The organism is Corynebacterium glyciniphilum AJ 3170 (assembly GCF_007673095.1).
In the GTDB taxonomy this organism is placed as follows: domain Bacteria; phylum Actinomycetota; class Actinomycetes; order Mycobacteriales; family Mycobacteriaceae; genus Corynebacterium.
Map to the genome: position 1 here is coordinate 47,895 of NZ_VDYZ01000010.1, position 25,950 is coordinate 73,844.

General features: G+C 64.8%; 32 protein-coding genes. 16 read left to right on the top strand and 16 right to left on the bottom strand.

What is annotated here, in order from left to right:
- Positions 1-96 precede the first annotated feature (96 nt).
- On the top strand, positions 97-1,380 hold the full coding sequence (locus FS507_RS10790; RefSeq protein ID WP_440130349.1) for an MFS transporter: 1,284 nt from the start codon (positions 97-99) through the stop codon (positions 1,378-1,380).
- Here FS507_RS10790 and FS507_RS10795 read toward each other — a convergent pair.
- Positions 1,341-1,898, bottom strand: a complete 558-nt coding sequence (locus tag FS507_RS10795; RefSeq protein ID WP_145942794.1) for a GNAT family N-acetyltransferase — start codon at positions 1,896-1,898, stop codon at positions 1,341-1,343. The two genes, FS507_RS10790 and FS507_RS10795, sit on opposite strands and share 40 nt — an antisense overlap.
- Positions 1,899-1,946: 48 nt before the next feature.
- The gene (locus FS507_RS10800; RefSeq protein ID WP_145942795.1) at positions 1,947-2,558 is read right to left on the bottom strand and encodes a TetR/AcrR family transcriptional regulator; all 612 of its coding nucleotides are present in this window, start codon (positions 2,556-2,558) and stop codon (positions 1,947-1,949) included.
- Between the two features lie 59 nt (positions 2,559-2,617).
- Between FS507_RS10800 and FS507_RS10805 the strand changes: the two genes are divergently transcribed.
- From FS507_RS10805 to FS507_RS10815, 3 genes are all read left to right on the top strand, one after another.
- Positions 2,618-3,172 (top strand): GNAT family N-acetyltransferase, encoded by a 555-nt coding sequence (locus tag FS507_RS10805; RefSeq protein WP_260853332.1) that lies wholly within the window; start codon positions 2,618-2,620, stop codon positions 3,170-3,172.
- Between the two features lie 81 nt (positions 3,173-3,253).
- A complete protein-coding gene (locus tag FS507_RS10810) occupies positions 3,254-3,541 on the top strand; it encodes a helix-turn-helix domain-containing protein (protein WP_145942796.1) in 288 nt (95 codons plus the stop codon).
- Positions 3,538-4,788, top strand: a complete 1,251-nt coding sequence (locus FS507_RS10815; RefSeq protein WP_145942797.1) for a type II toxin-antitoxin system HipA family toxin — start codon at positions 3,538-3,540, stop codon at positions 4,786-4,788. The genes FS507_RS10810 and FS507_RS10815 overlap by 4 nt, the downstream gene beginning before the upstream one ends.
- 28 nt (positions 4,789-4,816) lie before the next feature.
- Here FS507_RS10815 and FS507_RS10820 read toward each other — a convergent pair whose 3' ends face one another.
- The 5 genes from FS507_RS10820 to FS507_RS10840 all read right to left on the bottom strand — a co-directional run bounded on the left by FS507_RS10820 (position 4,817) and on the right by FS507_RS10840 (position 8,513).
- Positions 4,817-5,998 (bottom strand): MFS transporter, encoded by a 1,182-nt coding sequence (locus tag FS507_RS10820; RefSeq protein WP_145942798.1) that lies wholly within the window; start codon positions 5,996-5,998, stop codon positions 4,817-4,819.
- Between the two features lie 16 nt (positions 5,999-6,014).
- Positions 6,015-6,623 carry a TetR/AcrR family transcriptional regulator gene (locus FS507_RS10825; RefSeq protein WP_145942799.1) on the bottom strand — a complete coding sequence of 203 codons (609 nt, stop codon included), beginning with the start codon at positions 6,621-6,623 and terminating at the stop codon, positions 6,015-6,017.
- Between the two features lie 62 nt (positions 6,624-6,685).
- Positions 6,686-7,321, bottom strand: a complete 636-nt coding sequence (locus tag FS507_RS10830) for a class I SAM-dependent methyltransferase (RefSeq protein ID WP_145942800.1) — start codon at positions 7,319-7,321, stop codon at positions 6,686-6,688.
- A gap of 9 nt (positions 7,322-7,330) precedes the next feature.
- Positions 7,331-7,609, bottom strand: coding sequence for a PLDc N-terminal domain-containing protein (locus FS507_RS10835; RefSeq protein WP_145942801.1), 279 nt, complete (start codon positions 7,607-7,609; stop codon positions 7,331-7,333).
- Positions 7,610-7,712: 103 nt separating this feature from the next.
- On the bottom strand, positions 7,713-8,513 hold the full coding sequence (locus tag FS507_RS10840; RefSeq protein WP_145942802.1) for a class I SAM-dependent methyltransferase: 801 nt from the start codon (positions 8,511-8,513) through the stop codon (positions 7,713-7,715).
- Positions 8,514-8,617: 104 nt separating this feature from the next.
- Between FS507_RS10840 and FS507_RS10845 the strand changes: the two genes are divergently transcribed.
- Positions 8,618-8,941: an ArsR/SmtB family transcription factor gene (locus FS507_RS10845; RefSeq protein WP_145942803.1), complete on the top strand. Its 324-nt coding sequence runs from the start codon at positions 8,618-8,620 to the stop codon at positions 8,939-8,941.
- Positions 8,938-10,113, top strand: coding sequence for an MFS transporter (locus tag FS507_RS10850; protein WP_145942804.1), 1,176 nt, complete (start codon positions 8,938-8,940; stop codon positions 10,111-10,113). Before FS507_RS10845 ends, FS507_RS10850 begins: the two co-directional genes overlap by 4 nt.
- Here FS507_RS10850 and FS507_RS10855 read toward each other — a convergent pair.
- Both FS507_RS10855 and FS507_RS10860 read right to left on the bottom strand, forming a co-directional pair.
- Positions 10,085-11,134, bottom strand: coding sequence for a glucose 1-dehydrogenase (locus FS507_RS10855; RefSeq protein ID WP_145942805.1), 1,050 nt, complete (start codon positions 11,132-11,134; stop codon positions 10,085-10,087). The genes FS507_RS10850 and FS507_RS10855 overlap by 29 nt on opposite strands.
- Before the next feature lie 21 nt (positions 11,135-11,155).
- Positions 11,156-12,034 carry an SMP-30/gluconolactonase/LRE family protein gene (locus FS507_RS10860; RefSeq protein WP_145942806.1) on the bottom strand — a complete coding sequence of 293 codons (879 nt, stop codon included), beginning with the start codon at positions 12,032-12,034 and terminating at the stop codon, positions 11,156-11,158.
- A gap of 102 nt (positions 12,035-12,136) precedes the next feature.
- Between FS507_RS10860 and FS507_RS10865 the strand changes: the two genes are divergently transcribed.
- Positions 12,137-12,775, top strand: a complete 639-nt coding sequence (locus tag FS507_RS10865; protein ID WP_222121412.1) for a YczE/YyaS/YitT family protein — start codon at positions 12,137-12,139, stop codon at positions 12,773-12,775.
- Between the two features lie 19 nt (positions 12,776-12,794).
- On the opposite strand, the gene FS507_RS10870 is transcribed toward FS507_RS10865, so the two are convergent.
- From FS507_RS10870 to FS507_RS10885, 4 genes are all read right to left on the bottom strand, one after another.
- Positions 12,795-13,598 (bottom strand): SCO1664 family protein, encoded by an 804-nt coding sequence (locus FS507_RS10870; RefSeq protein WP_260853333.1) that lies wholly within the window; start codon positions 13,596-13,598, stop codon positions 12,795-12,797.
- On the bottom strand, positions 13,576-14,160 hold the full coding sequence (locus FS507_RS10875) for a DUF3090 domain-containing protein (protein WP_145942807.1): 585 nt from the start codon (positions 14,158-14,160) through the stop codon (positions 13,576-13,578). Before FS507_RS10875 ends, FS507_RS10870 begins: the two co-directional genes overlap by 23 nt.
- 84 nt (positions 14,161-14,244) lie before the next feature.
- Positions 14,245-14,952, bottom strand: coding sequence for a histidine phosphatase family protein (locus FS507_RS10880; protein ID WP_145942808.1), 708 nt, complete (start codon positions 14,950-14,952; stop codon positions 14,245-14,247).
- A 134-nt stretch (positions 14,953-15,086) separates the two neighbouring features.
- A complete protein-coding gene (locus FS507_RS10885) occupies positions 15,087-16,217 on the bottom strand; it encodes an FAD-dependent monooxygenase (RefSeq protein WP_145942809.1) in 1,131 nt (376 codons plus the stop codon).
- 71 nt (positions 16,218-16,288) lie between these two features.
- On the opposite strand from FS507_RS10885, the gene FS507_RS10890 reads away from it, so the two are divergent.
- The 3 genes from FS507_RS10890 (at position 16,289) to FS507_RS10900 (ending at position 18,549) form a co-directional block, all read left to right on the top strand.
- Complete coding sequence (locus FS507_RS10890; RefSeq protein ID WP_145942810.1) at positions 16,289-16,888, top strand: TetR/AcrR family transcriptional regulator; 600 nt, start codon at positions 16,289-16,291, stop codon at positions 16,886-16,888.
- A gap of 101 nt (positions 16,889-16,989) precedes the next feature.
- Entirely contained in the window at positions 16,990-18,195 is a 1,206-nt protein-coding gene (locus FS507_RS10895; protein ID WP_145942811.1) for an MFS transporter, read from the top strand.
- 90 nt (positions 18,196-18,285) lie between these two features.
- A complete protein-coding gene (locus FS507_RS10900) occupies positions 18,286-18,549 on the top strand; it encodes a ribbon-helix-helix domain-containing protein (protein WP_145942812.1) in 264 nt (87 codons plus the stop codon).
- Positions 18,550-18,806: 257 nt separating this feature from the next.
- On the opposite strand, the gene FS507_RS10910 is transcribed toward FS507_RS10900, so the two are convergent.
- Entirely contained in the window at positions 18,807-19,430 is a 624-nt protein-coding gene (locus tag FS507_RS10910) for a TetR/AcrR family transcriptional regulator (RefSeq protein WP_145942813.1), read from the bottom strand.
- A 140-nt stretch (positions 19,431-19,570) separates the two neighbouring features.
- On the opposite strand from FS507_RS10910, the gene FS507_RS10915 reads away from it, so the two are divergent.
- The 5 genes from FS507_RS10915 (at position 19,571) to FS507_RS10935 (ending at position 23,182) form a co-directional block, all read left to right on the top strand.
- The gene (locus FS507_RS10915) at positions 19,571-20,770 is read left to right on the top strand and encodes a Cmx/CmrA family chloramphenicol efflux MFS transporter (protein ID WP_145942814.1); all 1,200 of its coding nucleotides are present in this window, start codon (positions 19,571-19,573) and stop codon (positions 20,768-20,770) included.
- 150 nt (positions 20,771-20,920) lie between these two features.
- The gene (locus FS507_RS10920) at positions 20,921-21,289 is read left to right on the top strand and encodes a MerR family transcriptional regulator (protein WP_145942815.1); all 369 of its coding nucleotides are present in this window, start codon (positions 20,921-20,923) and stop codon (positions 21,287-21,289) included.
- A gap of 35 nt (positions 21,290-21,324) precedes the next feature.
- On the top strand, positions 21,325-22,239 hold the full coding sequence (locus FS507_RS10925; RefSeq protein ID WP_145942816.1) for an NADP-dependent oxidoreductase: 915 nt from the start codon (positions 21,325-21,327) through the stop codon (positions 22,237-22,239).
- Between the two features lie 77 nt (positions 22,240-22,316).
- A complete protein-coding gene (locus FS507_RS10930; RefSeq protein WP_145942817.1) occupies positions 22,317-22,622 on the top strand; it encodes a type II toxin-antitoxin system Phd/YefM family antitoxin in 306 nt (101 codons plus the stop codon).
- 23 nt (positions 22,623-22,645) lie between these two features.
- Positions 22,646-23,182, top strand: coding sequence for a type II toxin-antitoxin system RelE family toxin (locus FS507_RS10935; RefSeq protein WP_145942818.1), 537 nt, complete (start codon positions 22,646-22,648; stop codon positions 23,180-23,182).
- Positions 23,183-23,208: 26 nt separating this feature from the next.
- Here FS507_RS10935 and FS507_RS10940 read toward each other — a convergent pair whose 3' ends face one another.
- Positions 23,209-24,978: an ABC transporter ATP-binding protein gene (locus FS507_RS10940; protein WP_145942819.1), complete on the bottom strand. Its 1,770-nt coding sequence runs from the start codon at positions 24,976-24,978 to the stop codon at positions 23,209-23,211.
- Complete coding sequence (locus FS507_RS10945; protein ID WP_145942820.1) at positions 24,965-25,324, bottom strand: MerR family transcriptional regulator; 360 nt, start codon at positions 25,322-25,324, stop codon at positions 24,965-24,967. Before FS507_RS10945 ends, FS507_RS10940 begins: the two co-directional genes overlap by 14 nt.
- Before the next feature lie 57 nt (positions 25,325-25,381).
- Here FS507_RS10945 and FS507_RS10950 point away from each other — a divergent pair, with 57 nt between their 5' ends.
- The gene (locus FS507_RS10950) at positions 25,382-25,948 is read left to right on the top strand and encodes an RBBP9/YdeN family alpha/beta hydrolase (protein ID WP_145942821.1); all 567 of its coding nucleotides are present in this window, start codon (positions 25,382-25,384) and stop codon (positions 25,946-25,948) included.
- The last annotated feature ends 2 nt before the right edge of the window (positions 25,949-25,950 follow it).

The window sequence follows — 25,950 nt, forward strand, 5'->3', positions numbered from 1 at the left end:
TCATCGCGGACCGTCCATGGCCCCGGGTGGGAGATTCTCCCACACCCGGGGTTTCTTTCTGTCCGTTCGTTCACGTCCTGTGAAGGAGTTTCCACTATGGGGGCAAAGGCGCAGCTGTCGTCCCGTCTCACCCGTCTTTCGCCGTCGCAGCTTGCGCAGCGCAAGCCCGTCCCGCGGCAGACTGAGATGGGACGCCGGCGACGGCCGATCGCCATGCTCGCCCTCGCTCTCGGCGGGTTCGGCATCGGGACCACGGAGTTCGTCTCGATGGGCCTGCTCAACATCATCGCCGACGATTTCGGCATCAGTGAGGCCCAGGCGGGTCACATCGTCACCTCCTATGCCCTCGGCGTGGTGGTCGGCGCGCCGCTGATCACCACGCTGACCGGACGTGTGCCGCGACGCCGGTTGATCATCATCCTGATGGCGGCGTTCGTCATCGGAAACGCCATGAGCGTGATAGCCCAGGGCTACGGGATGCTGCTGGTGGCGAGGTTCATCGCCGGACTGCCGCACGGGGCGTACTTCGCCGTCGCGAACCTGATCGCCGCGTCGATGGCCGATCCCGGGAAGCGGGGGCAGGCGATCGCCAGGATCTCCCTGGGACTGGCCACAGCCACGGTGATCGGTGTGCCCGTCGCCCAGTGGATCGGGCAACAGCTGGGCTGGAACAGTGCCTATGCGTTGGTGGCGGTCATCGGCCTTCTTTCATTCGCGGGACTGTGGCACTCGATGCCCCACATGACCCTCATGCCGATGACCCGGCCGTCGACCGAGATCGGTGCACTGGTGAACCCACAGGTGCTCCTCTCCCTGGCGGCAGGTGCAATCGGCTTCGGCGGGATGTTCTGCGTGTACACCTACATCTCGTGGACGATGACTGAGCGCGCCGGGTTCCCGGAGAACCTCATGTGGTTCGTACTGATGGTCTACGGGATCGGCATGGTGGTCGGTAACTGGATCGGTGGACGGTTCGCCGATATCAACGTCGACGGAGCTGTGGTCGGTTCGCTGGTGACGATGGTCGTCATGCTGGTGCTGTTCTTCTTCGGGAGTACCGTCGCGCCGTTGGCGATCCTGCTGTTCGGACTGTTGTCGGTCGGTGGTGGAGTGTTGACGGTGAATATGCAGACCCGGTTCATGGACGTCGCCGGAGAAGCACAGAATCTTGCCGCGGCGATGAACCAGTCGGCGTTCAACATCGCCAATGCTGCCGGTGCAGCCGTCGGTGGTGCGGTGATTGATGCTGGATTCAACTACTCGTACCCGGCGCTGGCCGGGGCGGCGCTGGCAGTCGGTGGTCTGGTCGTATTCGTGCCGACGATGCTGCTGCGTCGGCGTCACGTGGACCGTGCTGCGTCGTCCCCGGTGATGTCGTAGCGGTAGTGCAGAAGCGTCGTGGTGTGCCCGGACGGAGCACGGTCTGCCGATCGTCCGACGAGGGTGAAGCCTGCTCGGGTCAGGATGTGCCGGGAGGCGGTGTTCGCCGGCACGGTCCGCGCTGTCAGCTGTGACAGACCGCTGCGGCGAACGAATGACACCGCCAGGTCCAGGGCCTCGGCTGTCCGGCCCGTTCCACGGTGCGCCGGATGGAGCCAGAACCCCACCTCGGCACGGTCATCGGTGGCGTCGAAGAGAACAAGACTGCCGCAGAAGTCGTCGGTGGAGACGTCGGCGATCGTCAGGACGGCAAGGTTGCCGCGGGCGAGGCCAGGGACGACCTCGTCGCGGACCATGGCTGTGACGGACTCGGAGGTGTAGGTAGGTTCCGGAAGGTGGCCGTACTGGCGGACGGCGACGTCCTGGGTGCCCTCGGCGAACGCCTGCGCATCTTTGTCGGCGAGCGGTCGGAGGCGGGTGCCGGTGCCTTCGAGGGGGAGGAGTGAGCTGTCGAGCATGCACCAAAACTAACATAGATAGTTTAATGGTGTCGACGAGATTGAGGTTCAGGGTTCTGCAGCATGCGCCGCGAGTGCTTCGAGTCCGGCAATGACAATCGCCTCGGCATTGACGGAGTGTCGGGCGTGGAGCCGGGAGTACGTCGGCGCGACCCCGGCATCAACGGCGGCTGTGCGCTCGTTGTCCACCATGGGGGACGCGTTGGCACTGCCGACGACGAAGTTCGAGAGCATGTAGGCAGACCCGAGTGGGTCGGTGGCTCCGACATCATCGAGCAGGACACACATCCGCTCTGACAGTCGGAGATAATTCGGGCCGCGGGGAGCCCGCATGCCGATGACCTGACAGGCCCACCGGTGTCGCACCAGGTGGCGGTAGTAGGCGAGCATCAGTGGCTGGATGGAATCGCCCTCCAGTGCCGCGGATATCTCGGGGTCGCTCCCGAGCGTCTCGTCCAGTGCGAGATCGAAGAGATCCTCCACTGATTCGATACGTGAGTAGAGACTCGGTGCGGCGACGTCGAGTTCTTTCGCGACCGCCCGGACCGTCAGTGCGCGTAGCCCACCGGAGTCGAGGAGTGCGGCGGCGGCGCGGGCGATGTCGTGCTCCGTGATGGTCCGCGTGCGTTGGACGGGCTTGCGGTGCTCCCAGTAATTCACGCCCACCAGCCTAATGGCTGGACATCACCACCTAAGCGATCTATGTTAGGTTTGCGTCCATGCCCATGGATGACCATTCGCTGACCGTCCTGACCACGCACCGCCTCCGTCTCCGACTGCACACGCCCGGTGACGCCGGCACCTTGCGGCGGATCTACTCGCAGAAAGACGTGGCCCGGCACCTGTTGGACGACCCCTGGACCGAGGAAGACGCTGCCCGCCACGTTGCGGACCGGTGCGTCAAGATCGGTATGGACGGCGACAGTGGGGCTCTCGCCGTGATCATCGAAGAGGATGGACAGGTAGTGGGGGACGTCCTGCTCTGGTGGACTGACCGGGAACACCGTATCGCGGAGATCGGTTGGGTCCTGGATCCTGCGTACGGCGGTCGGGGGCTGGCCCGCGAAGCGGTCAGTGCTGTTCTCGATCTGGCATTCCGGCATCACCAGGCGCACCGCATCGCGGCACAGATGGACGCACGTAATGCGGCGTCGTCCAGACTCGCGGCTGCTGTCGGGATGACCCGTGAGGCACATCTTCGTCAGGACTGGTGGAACAAGGGGGAGTGGACCGACACGGTCATCTACGGAATGCTCGATTGTGATGTTGATTGAGGGTACGGTCTAGACTATGGCGATAATCATCGTCATTATAGGCGTTAATGGCTATAAAAATCGTCACATTGGAGTCTTCACATGGCGGGGTACAGAATCGACAGAGAGGTCGAGGCCTTCGGTGGACACATCCGCGGCTGGCGCATGGTCCTTGGATTGACCGCACAGCAGGTTGCGGAGCGTGCCGGCATCACGCGTGACACCCTCCGAAAAATTGAGACGGGTAATCCATCGGTCAGTTTCGCCAGTGTGACTCAGGTGCTGCGCGCGCTCGGGGTGCTCGACCAGGCGATAGACGCGGTCGACCCGTTGAACAGTGACATCGGACGGCTTCGTGCGGGAAAGCTGGGAAGGAAGCGTGCGCGATGACTACTGTCGAGGTTCACCTTGAAGATGCTGGGCGTACCTGGACGGTGGGACAGGCACACGTCACCCGGGGTCGGCGTGGTGAGGTGTCGACGACCTTCCTCTACGATCCGGCTTACCTCGCTGCGGGTGGCATGAACATTGACCCTGGTCTCCTCCCCGTCTCCGGAACGCAACACCAGCGCGGCCTTCTCCGAGCATTCGCTGACAGTGCACCGGACCGGTGGGGCCGCAATCTTCTGGACAAGGCGGAACGCAGCCGTGCCCGAAAAGACAACAGCGTGCCCCGGCGACTCGATGAACTCGATTACCTGCTGGGTGTCAGTGATGACACACGCCAGGGTGCCCTACGTTTCCGCCTGCAGGGACAAGCAGAGTACCTGGGGGAGCGGGCGAACGTTCCCCCACTACTGGATCTGCCGAAACTGCTGCGCGCCAGTGATGAACTGGCGTCCGACCGAGATCCGTCCTCCGCCGTGAAACAACTACTCGACACAGGCACCACCGGTCTGGGAGGGGCACGACCGAAAGCCTCCGTTCGTCTGCAGGACGGGGCACTTGCGATAGCGAAGTTCCCGCATTCCGGAGACCAGTGGGACGTGATGGCATGGGAAGCCACCGCACTTGGCCTGTTGGCGAACGCGGGGATACGGGTGCCGCAGCATCAGCTGACACCTGTCGGCCAGCGTCACGTCCTCGTCCTGAACCGGTTTGACCGGACTCCCTCAGGGGGGCGGGCCGGCTACATCAGCGCAATGACCGCCACCGGTTCCAGGGACGGCGATCACCGGGACTACGTCGACATCGCCGAAGCGATCCGTGACATCTCGCTCTCCCCGCGGCGTGACCACCATGAACTGTATGACCGGGTCATCGCGAGTGTTGCCATGGGAAACACCGACGATCACCTACGGAACCACGGGTTCCTCGCAGAGCGCGGCTTCTGGACGCTGAGCCCTGCTTTCGACGTGAATCCAACGCCAGACCTCACCAAGAGCCGGGCGACCTCGATCGCCGGCGCCGACACCCAGCCTGATGAGGTCGATGGACTCCTTGCCCTCGCAGAGGACTGTGATCTGTCCCTGTCTCAGGCGCGTACACGGATGGAGCACATCGCGGAAGCTTTGAGTGGATGGCGGGAGGTGGCCCGGCGTAAGAGAATCACCGAGCATGAGATCGCGATGATGGCGGAATCGTTCCAACCGCGCCTGGACAGCGTGGCGACAGCGGGCCGAAGACGTCAGCTGTAGCAGACCGCGCGGTGAGAATCCCGCCTCGTTATCGGAGGTGTTGATCCGGCAATCGACGCAGCGAGACGGCGCCGAGTGCCGCGAGAATCGCGGCGGCGATCAGCATTGCGGTGGTGAAGCCCGCGTGTTCGACGGCGAAGCCGGTTATCAGTGGACCGCCGGCGAGTCCCACGGCGTAGGCCAGTGTGTAGAGAGAGAATGAGCCACCCAGTGTTGGTGGTTGTGCTTTGAACCCCTGCTCACTGATCAGCGTTGTCGCCGGGGCGTGGAGGAGGGCAGCGGACAGGCCGAGCAGGCCCATGCCGATCGCCGTCTGCCACAGTTCGGTTGAATAGCCCACCGTGAGGAGCGAAGCGACGACGGCTACGATCCCGAGTCCGATGAGGATGCGCGACGACACCGAAGCCACCAGGCCACCGACAATCGGGTTGGCGATGACGCCTGTAAGGGCGGCGAGTCCGAACAGCAGGCCGATGGTCAGTGCGCTGGCATTCAGGTGGACGGGCAGGACAGGTTCGACGCCTGCCATCACGGCGGCACCGATCACGATGGCCACGACGATGGACACTGAGCCGGGAACCCGGAGGACCGCGAAAGGACCGGAGGTGTCGTCGGCGACGCGGGGTGAGTCCTTGACCAGGATGATCCGGAGGACGCCGTCGATCAGTGCGACGGCGGCGGCGAACAGGAACGGTGAGGCGGTGCCGAAGTGTTCGACCATGACACCGGCCAGGGGCGGGCCGATGAGTACTCCGACGGTGATCATGGAGATCGCGATTCCCATCTGCTGGCCGCGTTTCTCGAAGGTGGTTGTCGCTGCGATCAGTGACAGGGCGGCGACCCAGGACATGCCGCCGGATATCCCTTGGGCGGTCCGCGCGAGCAGCAGCAACCAGTACGGGCCACCGGTGGCGAACAGCAGGGTGGCGGCGGCGAGGCCGACCATCCCGATCAGCAAGGGGGTTTTCGGTCCGTACCGGTCGACGAAGCGTCCGGCGACAAGAGCTGAGATCACCACGGCCACCGCATAGGAGGCGAACAGGACGCCGGTCCACGTAGGGCCCGCGTCGACGACACTGGGCAGCAGGGGGAGGACGGGCACTGCGAGCCCGACGACGAGATTGTCGGTGAAGAGCGCGATCGAGGCGACGATCAGGGCACGGGTTGATGAGGTACCCCGCGGTGACGGGGAGGAATCATGGACAGTCACGATGTATCGGTGTTCCTTAGGTGTTGAGCAACCCCCTCACCAGCGCTGACATTGCAGCGTCCAGGTCATCGGGGTGCGGGAGATCGTGTGGTCGGGTCACCGCGGTGACGGTGAGACCCTGGAGAAGGGTGAGAACCATGCCGGCGACCGTCTCCGTGGACGGTGCAGGGGCCTGTCGTGATGTCTGTAGGACGACGGCATCAGCGATGCGGTCCTTCCATGCGTCCAGTGCGTGGGTCTTGGCGTCGCCGGGGTCTGTTGCCTGTGGGGCGACGAGGACCGTGGTGGAAGCCAGCGCCCTGAACTGGTCGTCTCTCTGCAGTAGCGTGACATAGCCGGTGAGGAGGTCAGTCAGCCACCGGATGGAGTCCTTGACGGCGGGATTCTCGGGGAGGTCGTCAGTGAAGAGCCGGTTCCCGTAGGTGCGCCATCCCCACTCGAGTGCGGCTGACAGCAGGTCAGTCTTGGATCGGAAGTGGTGGTTGAGCGCCCCGCGGGTGACGCCGGCACGTTCGGCGATGTGCTCGAACGTTGCCCCCCTCCACCCCTTCGATTCGAAGGACATCAACGCCGCCTGCAGCAGCGCCAGACGCGTCTTTTCCGCGTCCTCGGCTGTTCGTCTCATACATACAAACTAGCATGTATGTAAAAGGGGTCAAGCCAGCGTCACTGGAGACGTCGGCTGGTTCAGAATTGCCTGGGCTTCCGCCAGGTCAGTAGATAGCGCCAGAACAGTAGACGACGTACCCGGGCCCCGGGCAGAACAGCAGCTGCCGTCTCGGCGACCTCACGGGTGTTCAACGCCGGCGAGAGGTTCACCGGCATGACGTCATCGGCGGGATCTGTGGCATATGGATTCCGGAATCCCAGTGACTGTCTGACGAGGAAGAATCCCCCGAGTATGTGGTGGGTGGCGGTTGCCGCGAGCTCAATCGGCCACTCGCGCCGGAGGTCGGTTTTCGGTAGCGCGATAGCGGCGAGTATTCCTCCGGGACGCAGCGCGTCGGCAAGTACCGGCAGCACATCCGTCAACTCCATGTGGTGCAGCGTGCTGATCGAGACGACAGCATCATAGGTGTCCGGCGAGGGAGGCGACTCCAGCACATCTGCGACAGTGCACGTCACGTTATCCGGGACGTGTCGCCGTGCCCGGTCGATCATCCGGGGAACCCGGTCGAGCGCATCGACGTGGGGCGCATGTTCGGCGGCCTTGGCCGCGAACGTTCCGGAACCACAACCTACGTCCAGCACCCGGTCGCAGACCTCCGGCAACTGCCGGAGGAGCAGCCGGTGGTAGTAGGCGTTGTGGTCCCAGGGGAACATGACCGCATGCTACCTGGGCTGCGGGACATCATTCTTCGTGAACTGCCCGGTCCGTCCCCACAGGAACCACAGGGCCGCGCCGAGGATAGGGAAGGCCAGGATCAGGAGGATCCACACGGCCTTTCCACCGGCCGCTAGGACATCACTGGTGGCCACACTGACGATGGCGGCGATGACGAAGGCCAGGATCGCGAGACCGATGACCGCGATAACGACGAGCAGGGCGATGGCCCAGCCGCTGGACAGGCTGCCGTCGGAGTTGGTGACGGCGGCAAGTGTGTACTGCATGATTCCTCCATGGATGGTGGGGATTGAACTCGGCTATTATCTGGCGCTGAGTCCAGTGCCCGCATCATCCCACGGTCTGATTATTCTTGGACGCCGCCCTCCGTCACCGTCGTGCCTCGATGAGATGCCGACTCGAGTAGGCGATGAACGGACGGCCGGCGCGCATCTGCGCATCCAGCTCGCGCAGCCTGCTGCTGTACCGGTCCACGGAGAAATCCGGGACCCACCACACGCATTTGCGCAGAATCCACACCACGGCTCCCACATCGAAGAACTCCATCCGGCAGCGTGCCTTCTCCAGACGTTCCACAGTCAACCCCGCCGCCTCGGCGGCGGCGACTTCTCCGTCAGGCCCCTCGGGATCGCGGTCTTTGCGTTCCGCTGGGCGGGGGCCGAGAAAGAACTCGATGAGTTCGAATCCGGAGGCCGGTCCCACGTGTTGTGCCAGGTAGTGTCCGCCGGGTTTCAGGACGCGGTGGATTTCCTCCCAGTTCGGGGTCACCGGGTGGCGGGCGCTGACCAGATCGAAGGAACGGTCGGGAAAGGGGAGTGGGTCATTGCCGGATACGGCGGTCTCGACGACATCGACGCCTCGCGGTTCCAGGAGTTCGCGTGCACGGTCAGCATTCGGCGCCCATGCTTCGGTCACGGTCATGTGGTGCGGCAGCGTCGGGGCCTCATTCACGACCTCGCCGCCGCCGGTGTCGATGTCCAGGGCTGCGACGCTGGAGGTATCGGAGGCATCGGGATCCGACTCCGCCAGAGCACCCAGGCGGGCTGCCAGCAGGCCCGCATACCCCCAGGGTGGCCGTTCCTCAGTGGCCCGGCCGTCCAGCCAATCGAAGCCCCATCCGTCCACGTCGGCGGTTTCTGCTTCGACGACGAGCTCATCGAAAGATCTCATGGTGACGACTGTATCGGACGGTCGGAGGCACCCTGTTTCTTGACCGTGCGACAATTCTCGCACTATCATCGTGCGGAAATAGTCGAACGAATAAGGAGCACGACATGTCCCCGTCCCGGACCTACGAACATCCCGACACCGACGACATCACCATCCACCGGGTGCTCTTCGCGCTCAGTGAACCCCTGAGATTGAACATGGTGCGGATCCTGGCCGACCGGGGCGAGGTCGACAGCATCGACCTCGGACCCGACCTGCCACGCTCCACGCTGACCCATCACACCAGCCTCCTACGGGAATCGGGCGTGGTCTTCGTCCGCGCGGAAGGACGGAAGTGCATGATCCGGTTACGCACGGCCGACCTTGAATCACGGTTCCCGGGGCTCGTCGACACCGTGCTGAGCGGATATGAGGAGGTAGGGCAGTGATCCGGAAGGTCTGGCCACTCACCGTCGCCGCCGTCGCACTCGGCATCGACGCCTACGTCCTCGCCGGCGTCCTACCCCAGATCGCCGACTCCCTGTCCACCACTGCAGCGATGATCGGACTCGGTGTCACCGCGTTCACTGCCGCGTACGCGGTGGCGGGTCCCCTGTTGTCAGGACGGCTGACCCGCGGCAGCACCGCCCGTGCGTTGTTGATCGCCCTCGGCGTGTTCAATCTCGGCAATCTCATCACCACCCTGGCGCCCGGAGTGGAGGTTTTCCTCCTTTCACGGGTCATCGCCGGCGCTGGTGCCGGCATCCTCACCGCAGTCGCGACGGCGACGGCTGCAGCGATGGTGGAGGACGCCGAACGGGGCCGCGCGATGTCGATGGTCACCTTCGGATTGTCCGCCGGAACAGTCGCCGGAGTCCCGGTCGGCATGCTGATCGGCGACACCGCAGGTTGGCGGTGGACGATGGCCCTGGTCGTCGCATTCGGAGTCTGCAGCATGGTGGTACTGGCCACGCGCGCCCGCAGCCTCCCGGTGCTGGACAGCGGTGGAGGCACACCTGTGTTCAGCGTGCTGCGTTCGGCGAAGACCGTTCTCGGCGTCCTGTCGGCTTTTCTTCTCGGTATCGCCAGCCTCGGGCTCTACACCTATCTCCTGCCGATGGCGGAATCCCGCGGCCTCGGGGACTGGGGATTCGCACTGGTCTGGGCCTGGGGGATCGGTGGTGTCGGAGCGACGGCACTGATCGGACGGCCGCTCGACCGTGTCGGCCCGCGACCCTTCCTCATCGTCCTGCCGGTGATCCTCGCGCTCGGTTTCGCTGTGGCTTGGCTCAGCGGCAATCCCGTCGCGTGGATCATCGCCGCGGTGCTGTGGGGCGGGGCAGGGTGGGCGACGGTCCCCACACTGCAGCAGGCGTTGACCGCCGACCGGCCGGCTCAGGCCATGCCGGTCATCGCCTTCCAGATGGCGGCGATGTACCTCGGCTCAGCCGTCGGCGCCGCGCTCGGAAGCAGCCTGCTCAGCGGTGGCACAGTCGCCGCGGACCTTGCCGGATGGGCGCTGATCCCCGCCCTGGCAGCGCTGTTGTCAGCCGGGACGGTCAGCCTGCGATACCTGCAGGCGAAAGGCTCTGTCAGGACTGCAGGTCGATCAGTACCTTGATGTCGTCGTCCTGGTGCTCGAACGCCTCGGCGAACCGCGACAGCGGCACGGTCCGGGTAATCAGCGACGACAACCAGTCGCGGTCGGCCTTGCCCAGCACTTCTGCCGCGGTACGCCAGTGGTCAACATTGGCGTTGACCGAGCCAACCACGGCAGTGTTGTTGAGCACCATGCCTTTACCGGCAGCTGCGATGTCGACCTCCATCTCGTCACCCTCGCGGATGCCCAGCAGGCAGATCACCGGATAGGGGTGCTCGTGGGTGAGCGCGGCACCGACGAGCGGGCCGGCGCCGGTGGTCTCGATGACGATGTCCGGGTCGACCGAGTCCAGGATCTCCCGGAATTCTCCGGTGTGGTACTCGGCGCCCAGGTCGGCGACGAGTTTCGGCTTGATGCCCTCGGTGACGCGGTCGACGACGTGGACGTCCAGACCGCGTTGCTTGCCGATCAGCGCGGCCAGCAGGCCGACGGGCCCGGCCCCGGTCACCACCACCGAGGACGGTTCGAACCAGGCGCGGTTGCCGAGACGGTCCACCTGGTCCCAGGCCTTGGCGACCACCGATGTCGGTTCCAGCAGGGCACCGGCGATGCCGAGGGCTTCGTCGACCTTGACCACGAAGTCCTTGTCGATGACCCACTGCTCGGCACCGAAGCCGTCGATCTCCTTGATGCCACGTTCGCGGTACTTTCCGTTACGGCACATGTCGAACTCGCCCCGGGCACACGCTCCGCAGGGCTCCGGGTCGGGGCGTCGTACCACGCCCACCACATGGTCACCCTCCTTGAATCCGGATCCCTCCGGGGCTGAGATCACTTCACCGAGTGACTCGTGACCGATGATCAGCCTTTTGTGGCCTTCCGGGGCCCAGCCGTACCCGCCGGAGTTGAGGTCGTGGTCGGTGCCGCACACGCCCAGTGCGAGACCTCGCACCAGAAGCTGCCCGTCGCCCGGTGTGGGGGCGTCAAACTCCTCGACGGACAGCGAGTCCGCCTTTCCCGGTTCTACGGTGATGGCTTTCATGCTTCCTCCTGAGCTAGTGGATTATCCGGCGAACGGCCGTACCGGTTGTCCGCGGGCCCCGGGGACGGCGACGTACACCGCACCGGCGGTCGGCTGGGTGCCGTCCGGCACATTCTCCCGGGTCGTGGTGATGAACAACCGGTCCAACTCCGGGCCGCCGAAGGTGCACGCGGTCACATTGGTCACCGGGAGTTCCACGACGTCGACCAGGACGCCGGAGGGGTCGCGGCACTCGACCCGGGAACCTCCGTAGATAGCCGTCCAGACATTGCCCTCCGCGTCGACGCACAGACCGTCCGGGCCCCCGGCCGGGTCACCGTCATCGAGAGTGAACAGTGTCCGACCGTCGTGCAGCCCGAGATCGGTGTCCCACGAATAGATCGTCGTCGACCGGGTCGGGGTGTCGTTGTAGTACGCCAGTGTTCCGTCGGGGCTCCAGTCCAGACCGTTGGAGACGGTCACACCGTCGCGCACGGTCGTCACGGAGGTGTCGCTGGCCACCGAGACGAGGACACCGCCGCCGGACGCCTGGTCATAGCGCATCGATCCGCCGTAGAGGGTGCCGTCCGGTGCACATCCACCGTCATTGAAGCGCACCTCGGGGGAGTCCAGCACCGTCACGACAGGACGGAGGTCCGACAAGGCGGCATCGTCGGCCAGGCAGACCGCATGTTCGGTGGCGACCACCGCACCACCGTCGGCACGGGGGCGGAAGAACGCCGCGACCGGGCTGCCCACGTCCGCCGCTGTGACGGAACCGTCCCCGTCGGCGGTGAGAATCCGACCGGCGGTCATGTCGACGTAGCGCAGCGTGCCTGCCACCGGCGACCCGTCCTGAGGCCACCACACGGGGCCTTCAGCGTGGTAAGCGACCGGGTCGGTGAACTGCACTGCCTTCATCCCGCCGAGTCTAAGCACACTGCCTGACGGGTGCAGCGGTGACACCCCCGCACCCCACTCGGAGTACCGTGGCGGCGACATCACCGGCGAGAGGAGAACGACGTGGCGAAACTAGGGAGCCGGGAGACGTGGCTGCGCAGTGGTTATTCCCTGGTCGGGGTGATGATCATCGGACTGGGGGCGGCGATCCTGCAGACCGGGGGCGTGGGTGTGGACCCCTACACGGCGCTGAACACCGGCGTCAGTTCCACCATCGGGTGGACGCTGGGAACCTACCAGCTGGTCAGCAACCTGGTGTTGTTCATCCCCGTGCTGATCTGGGGACGGAAGTACATCGGGCCCGGCACCGTGATCAACATGGTGCTCACCGGGTTCTTCATCGACCTGTTCTCCTTCCTGCTGGGACCTGTCATCCCGGACGACCCGTCCCTGTTGCTGATGACCTTCTTCTTCGCCGCCGGGATCTGCGTCTTCGCCTTCGGTGCCAGCGCGTACATGAGTGCAGGCGTGGGCACGGCCCCCTATGACGCCATCGCGCCGATGATCGTCGACAAGACCGGATGGAACTACACCAAGGTCCGTGTCCCGCAGGACGTGCTGACGGTGATCGGCGCGATCCTGTTCAAGGGCCAGGTCGGCTTCGGCACCGTCATGACCGCTTTCTTCAACGGTCCGCTGATCCAGTTCTTCACCGAGAAGGTGAACCAGCCCGCGGTCGACCGGCTGGTGGGTAAAGCCTGAGACGCCTGAGACCAGGGGTCTAGAAGACCGGCCAGGGTACGGCAGGTAACCCGGGCTGCGGACCGGGGAACACCCCCGCAGCCAGCAGCTGGTCGCACCGGTCGGCCACCGCGGTCACCTCGGCGGTAGCCAGCAGCTCTCCCAACGCTTCTCCGAGGGAGTCATCCCGACCGGAGTCCAGCTGGTCGCGGACGCTGCGCACGGCAGCGAGCTCCTCGTCTGACAAAGGTTCGGCGACCCAACCCCACAGCACGGTGCGCACCTTGTTCTGCGTGTGGAACGTCAGTCCGTGGTCCACACCGAAACGGTGTCCGTCGGCCGTCGGCAGGATGTGCCCGGCCTTCCGGTCGGCGTTGTTGGCGAGCAGGTCGAAGATCGCCATCCTGCGGAGTGCTGCAGAGTCCTCGTGCAGCAGGACGACAGGCTCGTCCTCCTCGTCCACGCCGTCAAGAACCCGGCACCACCCCGCGTCCTGGAGGACGTCGGCCTCGTCCGGGGAGACGAGGTCCACGGGGTGCCGGCCACTTGTGGTATCACACCAGAGCTGCGCCATCCCCACGCCGAAAGGCCCGTCGCGCAACCAGGTCAACGGAACCACACCGAATCCCAGTGCCTCCGACAGCAGGTAGGCCGCGACCTCGCGACGGGCGAGTGTGCGGTCGGGGAAGTCCCACAGCGGCTTCTCGCCGATCAGGGGTTTGTACACCACCGTCGTGTCACCGATCTGTCCCCGGAACGTCGCGTTCGAGGCGGTGACGATACGCCCCTCCAGCTCAAGGTCGCCCTCCGGCGCGGTCACGTCAGAACCCGTCAGGGATGTCACACTCGTGACCCTCCGGGTCCATCGGTTCACCGCAGCGTGGGCAGAGGGGGCGACCGGAGTTCACGATCGCCAGTGTCCGGTCCACGAACGCCTTCGCCGCGCCGACGGGGATACGCACGGAGAACAGTTCGTCCGGCTCCACCTGGATCTCGACGGGTTCATCGGAGTCGACGGACGCCTGCAGTTCCTCGATCTCCTCCGGATCGAGCTCAGGCGGGGGAGCGGCCTCGATGACCACCTGGGATGTCTTCGGGTCCCAACCCAGACTCAGGACGCCGACGCGGAACTCCTCGTCAACCGGCATGTCCAACGGCTCGTCATCAACGAGCAGTTCATCGGTCTCATCAGGGACGTTGAAGGGGTTGCCGTCCTGGTTGCGCAGCTTGCCGAGCAGCTCGGCGACGCCCTCGGCGAGCGCGGCGGACTGCTGCTTCTCCAGTGAGACGCTGACGGTCACACCCCGGTCACGTGCCTGCAGATAGAACGTCCGGTCACCGGGCAATCCCACAGTGCCGACGACGAAACGGTCCGGCCAGTCGAATCCATATGTGGTGGTGGGCATAAGCGCCATTGTAGGAGCCTTACGCTGATTGGTGCAGCGAATGGTGCAGTGAAAGGCGTGCACCGGACGCGCGGGGGAACCAGGTCAGTCGGCGTGACCGGCGCCGCCACCGACCTGGGCACCGTCATCCGTGCTGTCTTTCTGCTGGTCGGGGGACGGCGCCAGCCAGGACAGATCACCGGCCTCGGTGTTGACGCAGAGCACGTGCGGCATAGCCTCGGTGTAGCGGATGACCGACACGGAGGCGGGGTCTGCGTGGACCCGCTGGAAATGGTCGAACGGCATGCCGTAGGCGTCGGCGATGACGGACTTGATGATGTCGCCGTGTGTCACGGCCACCCAGACCGCGCCGGCGCCGTGGTCAGCCTCCACGGCTGCATCGTGCCGCCGGACAGCAGTGACCGCCCGTTCCTGCATCCCGGCCAGGGATTCCCCACCGGGGAACACGGCCGACGAGGGGTGCCCGACGACGGTCTTCCACAGTTCTTCCTTACCGAGATCGGTGAGCTTGCGGCCCTGCCAGTTGCCGTAGTCGCACTCGGTGATGCCGTCGTCGGTGGTGAAGGACGGGGTGCCCGACTGCCGCCCGAGGATGGCCTGGGCGGTCTGCCGGCACCGTTCCAGAGGGCTGGAGACCACCCCACGCAATGGGACGGTCGCGAGACGGTCTCCGGTGCGCTCGGCCTGCCGGTGGCCGGTGTCGTCGAGGGTGACGCCGGGTGTTCGTCCCGCCAGGGTGCCTTCGGTGTTCGCGGTGCTGCGTCCGTGCCGGACCAGGATGACTGTGGCCATGCGGCCGAGGTTAGTCGGGACGGGGCCAGTCGTGCAGTGGTGCCGGTGCTGTCCCGTTGAGGTAGCAACCCCGCAGGTTGGTGCGACCGACCTCCGGGGTTGCTGACTGCTGCTGGGTGGGTAGTGCTGAGGGGTCAGGTGGGCCGGGGCCAGTTGACGAGCCGGTTGTTCGCTACGATGAGCGCCCGGGCCGGGGTGAGTCGCAGTGCTCCATCGCGTAGACCGGCGAGCAGTGGATTGGACGCTTGGGCCACCCGCCCGGCCGTACGAGACCCCCTCATTACTGAGGTCGTGCGGGGTCGGCGGAGTTCGTCATAGGTGAGCAGCGTCGATTCGAGGGCATCCGGGGAGGCGTCCCGTAAGAGGACGGTGAGCGTCGCGGCGTCCTCAATGCCCTGGCCCGCCCCCTGGCCGAGATTCGGGGTCATGGCGTGGGCGGCGTCGCCGATGACTACGGTGCGGCCCTTCACCAGGGAGGGGAGTGGTGCGGCGAGGTCGTAGACGTCATGTCTCAGGAGCACTTCCGACGGGGTCGCTTCGATGCATTCCTGGATCGGCGGGTGCCAGTCGGCGAAGCGTCGGCGGACCTCTGCATGCTCATCGGGGAAGGTTGACCCGGCGGGGCAGTTCAGCGTTCCGAACCAGTAGATGCGGTTGTCGGAAAGGGGGACGATACCGAAGATCTGCCCGCGTCCCCACGTCTCGCCTGCCTCGTGGTGGACGTCCACCGGCGCGCCGGTCACGCCGCGCCAGGCGGTGTAACCGGCGTAATGCAGACCGGTGTCCAACCCAAGAATACGACGGTTGGGGCTGTGGATCCCGTCCGCGACGACGACCAGGTCGACATCCTCGGACTGGCCGGCCGCGACGATGCGTGGTGTCCCGTCGGCCGAGACAGTGGCGGGCGTGCCTGTGCGCAGCGTCCCCGTGTGAAGGGAGTCTATAAGGACTCGGTGCAGGTCACTGCGATGAATGCTGCGTACCGCTCCTGAGGTCGACGGAGAAGCGGTGGTCATCCAGCGTCCTGAGGGAGTGCGTTGTCCGGCGCGCATCGATCCGATGGCGGTGCTCGACACACCCCGGACAGTATCGCCGAGTCCGACGAGGTCGAGGGCTTCGAAGGCATTGCCGAACAACGTGAGCCCTGCACCCACGGCATCGGAGTTGGAGCGACGTTCGAAGACGGCCACGTCGTGACCGTCTCTCTGCAGGCCCGCGGCGGCGACCAGTCCGGCGATCCCGGCACCGATGACGGCGATTCTCATGGCGTACACCCTTTCGCGTTATCAAGTACTCTACATATGTAGAGTACTCGATGTGCACTAGGATTGCCGATGTGTCGGAGCAGTCACCAGGGCAAGACCGCCGAACAGAGATCGCTGACGCCGGGATCCGGATCATCGCGTCGCGCGGTGTCCGTGCGCTCACCCACCGGGCCATCGACACGGAGGTGGGACTGTCCGCCGGATCGACGTCGTACTACGCCCGTACCCGGCGTGACCTCATCGTCCTCATCGTGGGGCGGTTGGCGACGCGCACGACAGCGGATACGTCAGCGGTGCGGTGGCCGGAGTTTCTCACGGTGTCTACCGCAGCGACGCTGGTTGCACGGGCCATCGGGGCGACGCTACGGCGCGAGGAGGAGCACGTCGCCCGGATCGCCCTGCGCATCGAGTACCGTCACGACGACGAGATACGCGTCCTGTTGGCGGGGGACCTACCGGTGCGTCCGCAGCTGGTTGCAGCAGCCGAGCGGTGCCTCCAGCTCCTCGGGGTGGATGACGCTGCGGAGGCGGCCGCCGATTTTGTCGCGTTGGTCGATGCCCTGCTGACGCAACGGATCATTCGGGGAGGCGGTGTCGACGTGAGCGACGATGCCGGCGTGGAGCGGATCGTCCGTCACTACCTTGCCGGACTGGTCACCGGCGAACGCTGACGGTCGCGGTTCGGCAGCCCCACGGGCTATGGCTGTCACTGCCGGTGCTAGTCACGGCAGGGGCCTGGCTACCTGGTTCGCGCCGGGGCACGGTGACGGGCATGGAAACAGTAGAGGAGACTTGTTCACCCGGTATGTCGCGACGCACCGCCTCCCTGGCCCTGCTCGCGTTGAGTACCGGTGGTTTCGGGATCGGGCTCACGGAGTTCGTCATCGCCGGACTGCTCACCGAGGTCGCGGACGACCTGGGGGTGAGCATCAGCGTCGCCGGTCATCTCGTCGGTGGTTATGCCCTGGCGGTGGTGCCCGGTGCGCTTGTTCTCACACCGTTGCTGATGAAACGTCCGCCCAAGCAGGCGCTGCTGGTACTGCTGGCGTTCTTCATCGCTGGAAGCCTGTTGTCCGCCTGGTCGCCGAACTACGAGGTCATGTTCGCTGGGCGTGTCTTCGCCGCGCTCGCCCACGGCGGCTACTTCGGAATCGGTGCCGTGCTGGCTGCATCCCTGGTCCCGCGTCAACGGCAGGCCTCCGCCGTGGCGGCGCTGTTCGCCGGGCTGACTATCGCCAATGTTCTCGGTGTCCCGGCCGGGTCGTTGATCGGCCAGCAGTTCGGGTGGAGGACGGTTTTCTGGGTGATTTCGGCGGTGGGCGTGGTGGCTTTCGCCGGACTCGTCGCTCTCGTCCCGCGCACTGAGCCGGAGGAAGAGCAGCTTCCGGTCGGCCAGCAGTTCAGGGCACTGGCACGGCCGCAGGTGCTGGCGTCACTGCTGACCACCGCGCTGGTTTTCGGAGGCATGTTCGGCGTCTTCACCTACATCGAACCGCTGCTGCGCGAGGTCAGTGGCTTCTCGGCTGCGACGGTGCCGTGGCTGTTGGTGTTGTTCGGTGTGGGGCTGTTTCTGGGGAACATCGTCGGCGGAAAGGCGGCTGACCGCAACGCCGACAACGCCGTGCTGATCCTGTCTCTGCTGCTGCCTGTCGTTCTGCTCGTCCTCGGGGCTGTCGCTGCGATGCCGGTGGCTACCGGCATCATGCTCTTCCTGCTCGGGCTCGTGGGTTTCGCCACCGTGCCGGGGCTCCAGGCGCGGGTCATGCGGCATGCTCATGGTGCAGCCACCCTGGCGTCGGCCACGAATATCGCGGCGTTCAACCTCGGCAACACCATCGGTGTGAGTATCGCCGGAGCTGCCATTGCTGCCGGGTTCGGGCTGCGGAGTCCGACGTTCACCGGTGCTGCACTGACTGTTGTCGGGTTGATTCTCATCGTCATTGCCAGAGCCGCTGCCCTGCGCCGTACGGAAGCGTAGGCCGGGGAAGGAGAAGCTGGCTATCACGTACGGCCGTCTCAACGGCCGCGGGGGATGGTCAGGGCGCTCTTTTCGTTATACATTATTGTCATGAGCGAGAATGAGACCATCAACGGGATACCTGTTACTGACGACCAGATTGAAGCGTGGGCGGAGGAGGCTGAGGCAGGTTATGACGTCAACGCGCTCAAGAAGCGTGGTCGTGGGCGTCCTGGCCGCGGTGCAGAACCTTCTCAGGTGGTCGCCCTCCGTCTCACTTCCGAGGAGATCGCCGAGGTTGATGAGCGGGCCGGGAGAGAAGGGAAAACCCGCTCCGATGTTATCCGCGAGGCTCTGCGCAACTCGGTCGCATGAGAGTTCATGATTCGGCTCTGAAGCATGGAATTCCGCCTCAAGATTCGATTCAGGCGGCTTCGCGGCCGTTGTGGATCGATGATCTTGATGAAGAATCCCCGTCACGACAGCTGAGACTTGGTTTTGATACTCACGGAGAATGCTTGAGACTGTCGTGCTGGTATTCGACAGTGGCAATGAGCTGATCATTCATTCGATGAAGGTTCGGCCGCACATGTTGGATCTGCTCCCTTGAGGATATTTGTGCTGTTCCACCGCTAGTCCGTCCGTTCAGTAGGTAATTGAGCTGGCGGGAGTGCACTGTCGGCAATTTTCGCGATTGCCTCCAAGCTGTGCCGCGGAACACCGTCACGAGCCCGCTGGGCCAGCCCGCTCAGCACGGTCATCACGTAGGCAGCTGTCGCTGATGAGTCTGTTTCTGAGGGGAGCCGTCCTGCTCTGGTGTCATCGTCGATCTTGGCGGCGATCTGGGCCGTCTTGCGCTGGCGGAGTTCTGACAACTCATGGTGGACGTCTTCATCGTCTGTGCCGGCGTCCCCACCGGCAATCAGGCAACCCGGGGGCAATCCGTCGCGGGTGTAGCGCTGTGGTGCTTCCGTCAGAATTCGGCGCAGTGCGAGGGTGGCCGTCGGTTCCTCGTCGAGTGCGGCATCGATGAATCCTCCGTACGTGTGGTCGTACACACCGACAGCTTCGGTGAACAGGGCGCGTTTTCCGCCGAAGGCGTTGTAGAGACTGGGTTGCCCGATTCCCAGCTCCTGGCTGAGGTCGCGTACCGACGTGGCCTCGTAACCCTTGCGCCAGAACACCCGGATCGCGGTGTCGAGGGCGGTGTCCCGGTCGAAGCCGCGGGGCCTGCCGCGGGGTGGCGTGGAAGTCATTCCTCCATTGTATGTCGGGCGCTACAAAATGTGCTACGGTCTCTTTTTGTAGCACTCGATATAAAAAGGAGGACGGCGATGACATCGCTCACGGGAATGAACACTGCAGTACCCGGGTATGGAGAGGGGGCACTATTGTGATGCCACTCGCAATCTGGGGTATCGGATTCGGCATCTTCGCTCAGGGCACCAGCGAGTTGATGCTCGCTGGTCTGCTGCCTGACATGGCCGAGGACCTCGACGTGACCATCCCGCAGGCGGGCATGCTCATCAGTGCATTCGCGCTCGGCATGCTCGTCGGAGCGCCAGTGCTTGCGGCACTGACCCTGCGCTGGCCCCGACGCTTCGCTCTGCTGCTGTTCCTCGCAGTGTTTGTCGTCAGCCATGTGGTCAGCGCGCTCACCGGAAGCTATGAACTGTTGCTCGCCATGAGATTCATCGGAGCATTCGCCTACGCCGGTTTCTGGGCTGTCGGTGGGAGCACCGCGATGGCCTTGGCTGGACCAGAGCGACGTGGTCAGGCGATGAGCATCGTCGCCGGCGGGCTGACCGTCGCCACCGTGCTCGGTCTCCCGGCAGGAACGTGGATCGGGCAGCATCTCGGCTGGAGGGGCGCCTTCTGGACGGTCGCGGCTGCCGTCATTGTGTTCTGCGTGCCTGCTCTGCGTCCGGAGAACCCGCCGGATCTCCGTGCGGAGCTCAGGGGCATGCGTCCGCCCCGACTGTGGTTGTCCTATGCGATGACGGCGACAGCGACCACCGCACTGCTCGGGACGTTCTCCTACCTCTCGGCGATGTTGGTCGAGACCACGGGCGTCGCCTCCTCCTGGGTGCCGGCGGTGTTGTTCGGCTACGGTTTCGGGGCACTCGTCGGCATCGCCCTCGGTGGCAAGGCTGCCGACCGTTACCCGAAGTCCGTTCTCGGTATCGGATTCGCCGGGCTGCTGGTGACGTCCGTGCTGCTGGCTCTGTTCGCGCAGTATCCGGGGGCGGTCATCGCACTAGTCGTGGCGCTGGGCTTCCTCGGTTTCAGCACCAACCCTGCGTTGAACTCGCGCTTCATCCCTCTTGCTCCGGATGCTCCCACGTTGTCAGTCTCGGGGAATGTATCGGCGTTCAATGTCGGGATCACTCTCGGGCCGTGGCTCGGCGGGTTGGCGCTGTCGGTGGGGCATGACTATCCGGCGATTCCCGCTATTGGTGCCGCGGTCGCGGTTCTTGCGCTGGTGCTGTGGGCGTGCGACATGCTCCTGGACGGTAGGACGAAGCGAGCGTCTGCCAATCAACGACGAGAGCAGGGTAGTCGGCAGGTGGAAGGAGCCGAGACTCCTTGTGGATAGGCGTCAAAGGCGTGGGGCTTCCTGGGACGTGCACTGCTGGTTGGTTTTGAGAGGCGTGGCCACCCCTGAGTGTCCGTCCCGGAGGCACTTTAGTCTGAGGAGCTAAACTCTGACACTTATGTGAGAGTCATTCCCGGAAAGGAGTCCTCGATGCGGATCGGCGAACTGTCGCGGCAGACCGGGGTGAGTATCCGTTCCCTGCGTTACTACGAAGAGCAGAACCTGCTGCACCCGGACCGGCTGTCCAGTGGGTACCGGATCTACGACGACGCTGATGTTGACCGTGTGCATCGTATCCAGACACTGCTGTCTGCGGGGCTGAGCACCCACAAGATCGAACACATCCTGCCGTGTCTCCAGGGCCACGAGGGTGATCCTATGGCGCTGGCCTGTTCGGACCTCTACGACGAACTCGTTGCTGAGCGTGATGAACTCCTCGACCGTATTGACGCATTACGCACCTCAGTGACGGCACTGGATGCTGTGATCACTGCCAGCCCGCGGCCCACGACGGCTTGACTCTCACACCGGTGTGAGGCTTTAGCGTCGACACCATGAGCAACGTCACGAATAAGCGAATCGCCTACTACCGCTACGGTGGCCCGGGCGTCCTTCGCTGGGAGCTTGAGGAACTCTCCGCTCCTGGAGCTGGGGAGGTGCGGATCCGGCAGGAGATGATCGGGGTCAATCCGGTGGACTGGAAGATGGTCGCCGGATACTTCCGGCACACTGACCGTGTGCCGTTTCCACACGTCCCGGGGTGGGCCGGCACAGGGGTGGTCGAGGCTGTCGGACCTGGAGTGCCTCATCTTCACATCGGTGATCCGGTTATAGCCGGTGCCCGCGGAGGGTCCTTCCGGGAGCATCTGGTGGTGGATGCCAGCCTCGTCGTGTTCCGTCCGGACTCGCTGAGTATCGAGCAGGCGGCAGGGCTGCCGTCCTCCGCAGTGGCCGGGTACTCGCTGGTCGAAAACCTTGGTGTGACGGCGGGGGACACACTGTTGGTGCATGGCGCCGCCGGCAGCGTCGGCTCGGCGGCAGTGCAGATCGCTGTAAGTCGGGGAGCCAGGGTCATCGGGACAGCATCGGCAGGTAACCACGACTACCTGCGCTCGCTCGGTGCGGTCGCCGTGGAGTACGGCCCCGGGCTTCTCGACTCACTGAGACGCCACCGTTCCATCGATGCCGTCGCTGACGCCGTCGGCGGGCGGGAAACGGTGGCCGTGACTCGCGAGGTCCTGGCCACGGGCGGTCGTGCCGTTACGGCGTGGGGAGACCACCACTCGGACGCCGCCGGAATTCTGTGGGTGCGACACCCGGCGGACGAGTTGGAACAGACCGTTGCACTGGCCGCACATGGCGTGGTCAACGTGAGAGTCGGTGCGACCTTTCCACTGGCTCGGGCCGCAGACGCGCTGACGTTCAGTCAGACGGGCCACCCGGCCGGAAAGATTCTGCTGGTTCCTTGACCTGGTCGATTCTCGTCTGTGAGGAACGATGTCAGGCACTCTGGAATCCAGGTAGTTTTCTAGGTAGGATTACTCGCATGAGGACATTCTCGATTACCGAGGCCAACCATGCGGGCATCTCCGGGCTGGTGAGTGCGGCGGAGGCAGGCCAAGAGATCGGCCTGTCGCGTCACGGACGCGTTGTTGCCGAAGTTGTCGGTGCAGATGATATCGCCCAACTCCGCGAGGACCGCGAGAATCTCCGGGAGGTGGCCCTCCTGCTGGCCCGCTTTGCCACAGACAGCGGCGTTCGCACGTCACTCGACGATGCGATGGCAGAGTTCGGTATCAATCGCGACGATATTGAGGCCGAGATCTCTGCGGGTCTCCACTCGTTGCGGTGAGTGGATCCGGACGCATAAGGCGTGTGCGGCTGACAGAATATGCCGTCGAGGATCTCCGGAGGTTGCACCGTAAGGACCCCCAGCTTGTCAGGGACGTCTTCGCTAAAATGCTGCTTCTGGAACGTGCAGCCGACGCCGGGGAACCACTTGTCGGTGCTCTCGTCGGGTTTCGGAAACTGGTTGTCGGGAACCGTGCGTGGAGGATCGTCTGGCGTGAAACCACCGACGAGAACCACCGACCGGTGCTCGATATCGCTGAGATCTGGGCGGCAGGAGCCCGTGAGGACGGGGAAGTCTACGCCGAGATGCGGGACCGGGTCGCCATTCTGAAGGCACAGGGGAATCCGCTCGCACGACCATTGGCGGAGGTAGTCGAGAAGTTAGGGAGGCAGTACGGCGACGTGGACGTCAGTCCCGAGCCGTACGTGTCGGATTCTCTGCCCGCCTGGCTGGTCTCCGGCCTCCGGTCGGAGCTTCACATGACCGAGGAACAGATCTCCGAACTGTCGCAGGCAGAAGCCCACCAGCTCATGATTGCGCACTGGTCACGCCCCACGTAGCTGGACTGAATGGGGCCGGCGAGACGTCACTCCCCCGTATGGATGCGCAGGGCTTCGATGAACTCCCGGTACAGTTCATCGCGAGCGACGAGCTCCTGGTGGGTACCGGAGTCACGGACCTTTCCTCCGTCCAGGACCACGATCTGATCAGCATCGAGAATGGTGGACAGCCGGTGGGCGATGGTCACTACGGCTCCGGTTCGGGCAGCTGTACTGATGACCTTCTGGATCGCGGCCTCGGTCGTGCCGTCCAATTGCGCGGTGGCCTCGTCCAGCAACAGAACGTCCGGCCTGTGCACCAGGGCCCGTGCCACGGCCAGGCGCTGGCGTTCGCCTCCGGAGAGATTGGTGTCCGCCACAGCGCTGTCGAGTCCGTCCGGGAGTGTCTGGATCTTCGCGTCCAGTTGCACGGCGGAAAGAGCGTCCCACGCCTCCTGGTCAGAGGCGTCGGGGGCGCGGAACAGGACGTTGTCCCGGACGGTACCGGGGATGACCGGGGTCTCCTGCTCGACATAGGCGATGCGTGAGCGCACGTCGTTGATGCTCAACCGCTCGTAGGGAACGCCGTCGAGCTCCAGGCGTCCCGAGCGAGGATCGATGAAACGCAGCAGCAGTGAGAACAAGGTTGTCTTTCCTGCTCCCGACGGCCCGACGACGGCGAGATGCCCGGTCCGCGGGACTTCGATGGTCACATCATGCAGTACCGGTTCATCGGCACTCTGGTAACCGGCGGTCACCTGTCGCAGCGCCAGTGCCGGTCCGCCGTCCGAGGATGTGTTCTGTGGGCCGTCGGCGGGTCGTGCGTCGGTGTCTTCGAGCGCCAGGTGCTCTGTCTCCTGGATACGTGCGGCGGCTGCCAAACCGGACTGGATGGACGAGAACGCCCCGGCCAGAGAGGTGATCGGATCGACAATATTGAAGGCGTACATCAGAAAAGCCACCAGCGTCGATACGGCGAGCTCGCCCGAACTCACCCGCCACGCACCCAGCCCCAGGATCACGATGATCGCCAGCTGCATGCCACCGCCGGCCACCGTCCAGATCAGCGACGAATACCAGACGGACCGGATGGAGTAGCGCGCGGACTCCTCGGCCTTACCGGTGACGCGGTCGATCTCACGGTCTTCGGCACGACTCGACTTCACCGTGCGTAGGGCCCGCATCCCGCCTTCCAGCGTTGACCCGAGCCCTCCGATCGCGTCCTGCGCCTGTTTGTCGGCCTTACCGATCTGGGGCACGAGAACGCCGAACATCACGCCGATGATGAGCAGTGCCAGCAACGTGGTTGCCAGCAGAGGCAGGTCGAGAAGCGCCATCAGAACGATGGTGCCGACCAGGGACACCGCTCCGTTGATCAGTTGGACAACGCTGGACGTCGCGGCCTCGCGGAGCAGCACGGTGTCGCTGGTAACCCTGGTGACCAGCTCACCGGTCTTGAAACGCTGGATCTGCTCCAGGCGTGCACGGAAGAAACGGTGGATCAGCGACCGCCGGGCGTCCAACACGATATGCTCCGCCAGCCGACCGAGCAGCACACTCTGTACGAAGCCAGCCAAAGTACCGACGAGCAGGAGCGCCACCAGGATTGTCACCGGGCCGGCGAGACTACGCCCGGTACCCAGCCCGTCCAGAACCCATTTCGCTGCCATCGGGGTCGCCAGTGTGACCGCGGTGGCGAACAGTCCCAGGAGAACGCCGACGAGGAGAATGCGCAGGTGTGGCCGCGCGTAGGAAACCAGCAGGGAAAGCCCTCTGCGGAGGGGGACGTCGGCTGTCGGGGCGTCAGGAGTTGCCATCGTTTGCCGCGAGAGCGCACAGGCGCTCGCGTTTCTGCTCGAGTGTGCTCTGCTGCGCCGTCAGCTTTGTGGCCAGGGCATCGAGTTCGGCACGCAGATCCGGGCACATCTCCAGCGACAGACCATGATCACCGGTGCGGGCACAGTCGATGTAGCGGCGGATCGGATCAGTGCCCAGGCCGGCAGCGATCATGGTCTGGATCTGTGCCACCCGGACAACGTCCTCCTCTGTGTAGATCCGGTAGTCGTTGGTGTCGCGGTGCGGGACCAGCAGTCCGCGTTCCTCGTAGTGGCGCAGCGCGCGGGTGGATACCCCGGTCCGGTCCGCCAGTTCACCGATGAGCACATGTCCTCCTCGTGGATTTGACCTTCACACTAACGTGAACCCCTATCGTTCCGTCGCATGGTAACTGGAACAACCTCACGACGTGCAACGATCATCCACGGCTACGGAGCGACGCCCGAGGACCACTGGTTCGGCTGGTTGGCCGAACGTCTTCGCTCCGACGGCATCCCGACGACCGTCCCCGCGCTACCTGATCCCCTTAACCCGGAGCCCGTGAAGTGGTTCGACGCTGTGCGCACCGCGGTCGGGGAGGTGGACGAGAACTCGGTCATCGTCGCGCACAGCCTCGGATCCCTCACCGCCCTTCGGTATCTGCAGTCACTGAGTGGCGCATGGCGCCTGGGGACTCTGGTGCTGGTCTCCGGCTTCATTGACCGGCTTCCCTCCCTGCCGGAACTGGACGACTACATTGCGGACGGAGGTGATGTGACGGGACTGGACGGTCACATCGACCGAATCGCCATTCTGCGTTCCGACAACGATCCCCTCGTCCCGCCGTCGTACACGGATCGGCTGGCCGAGCTTCTGGGGACGACGGCACAGGTTGTACCCGGCGCCGGCCACTTCCTTGCCGCTGACGGCGTCACCTCGTTGCCCGAGGTCCTGGAGGTCATCGGACAGTGAGA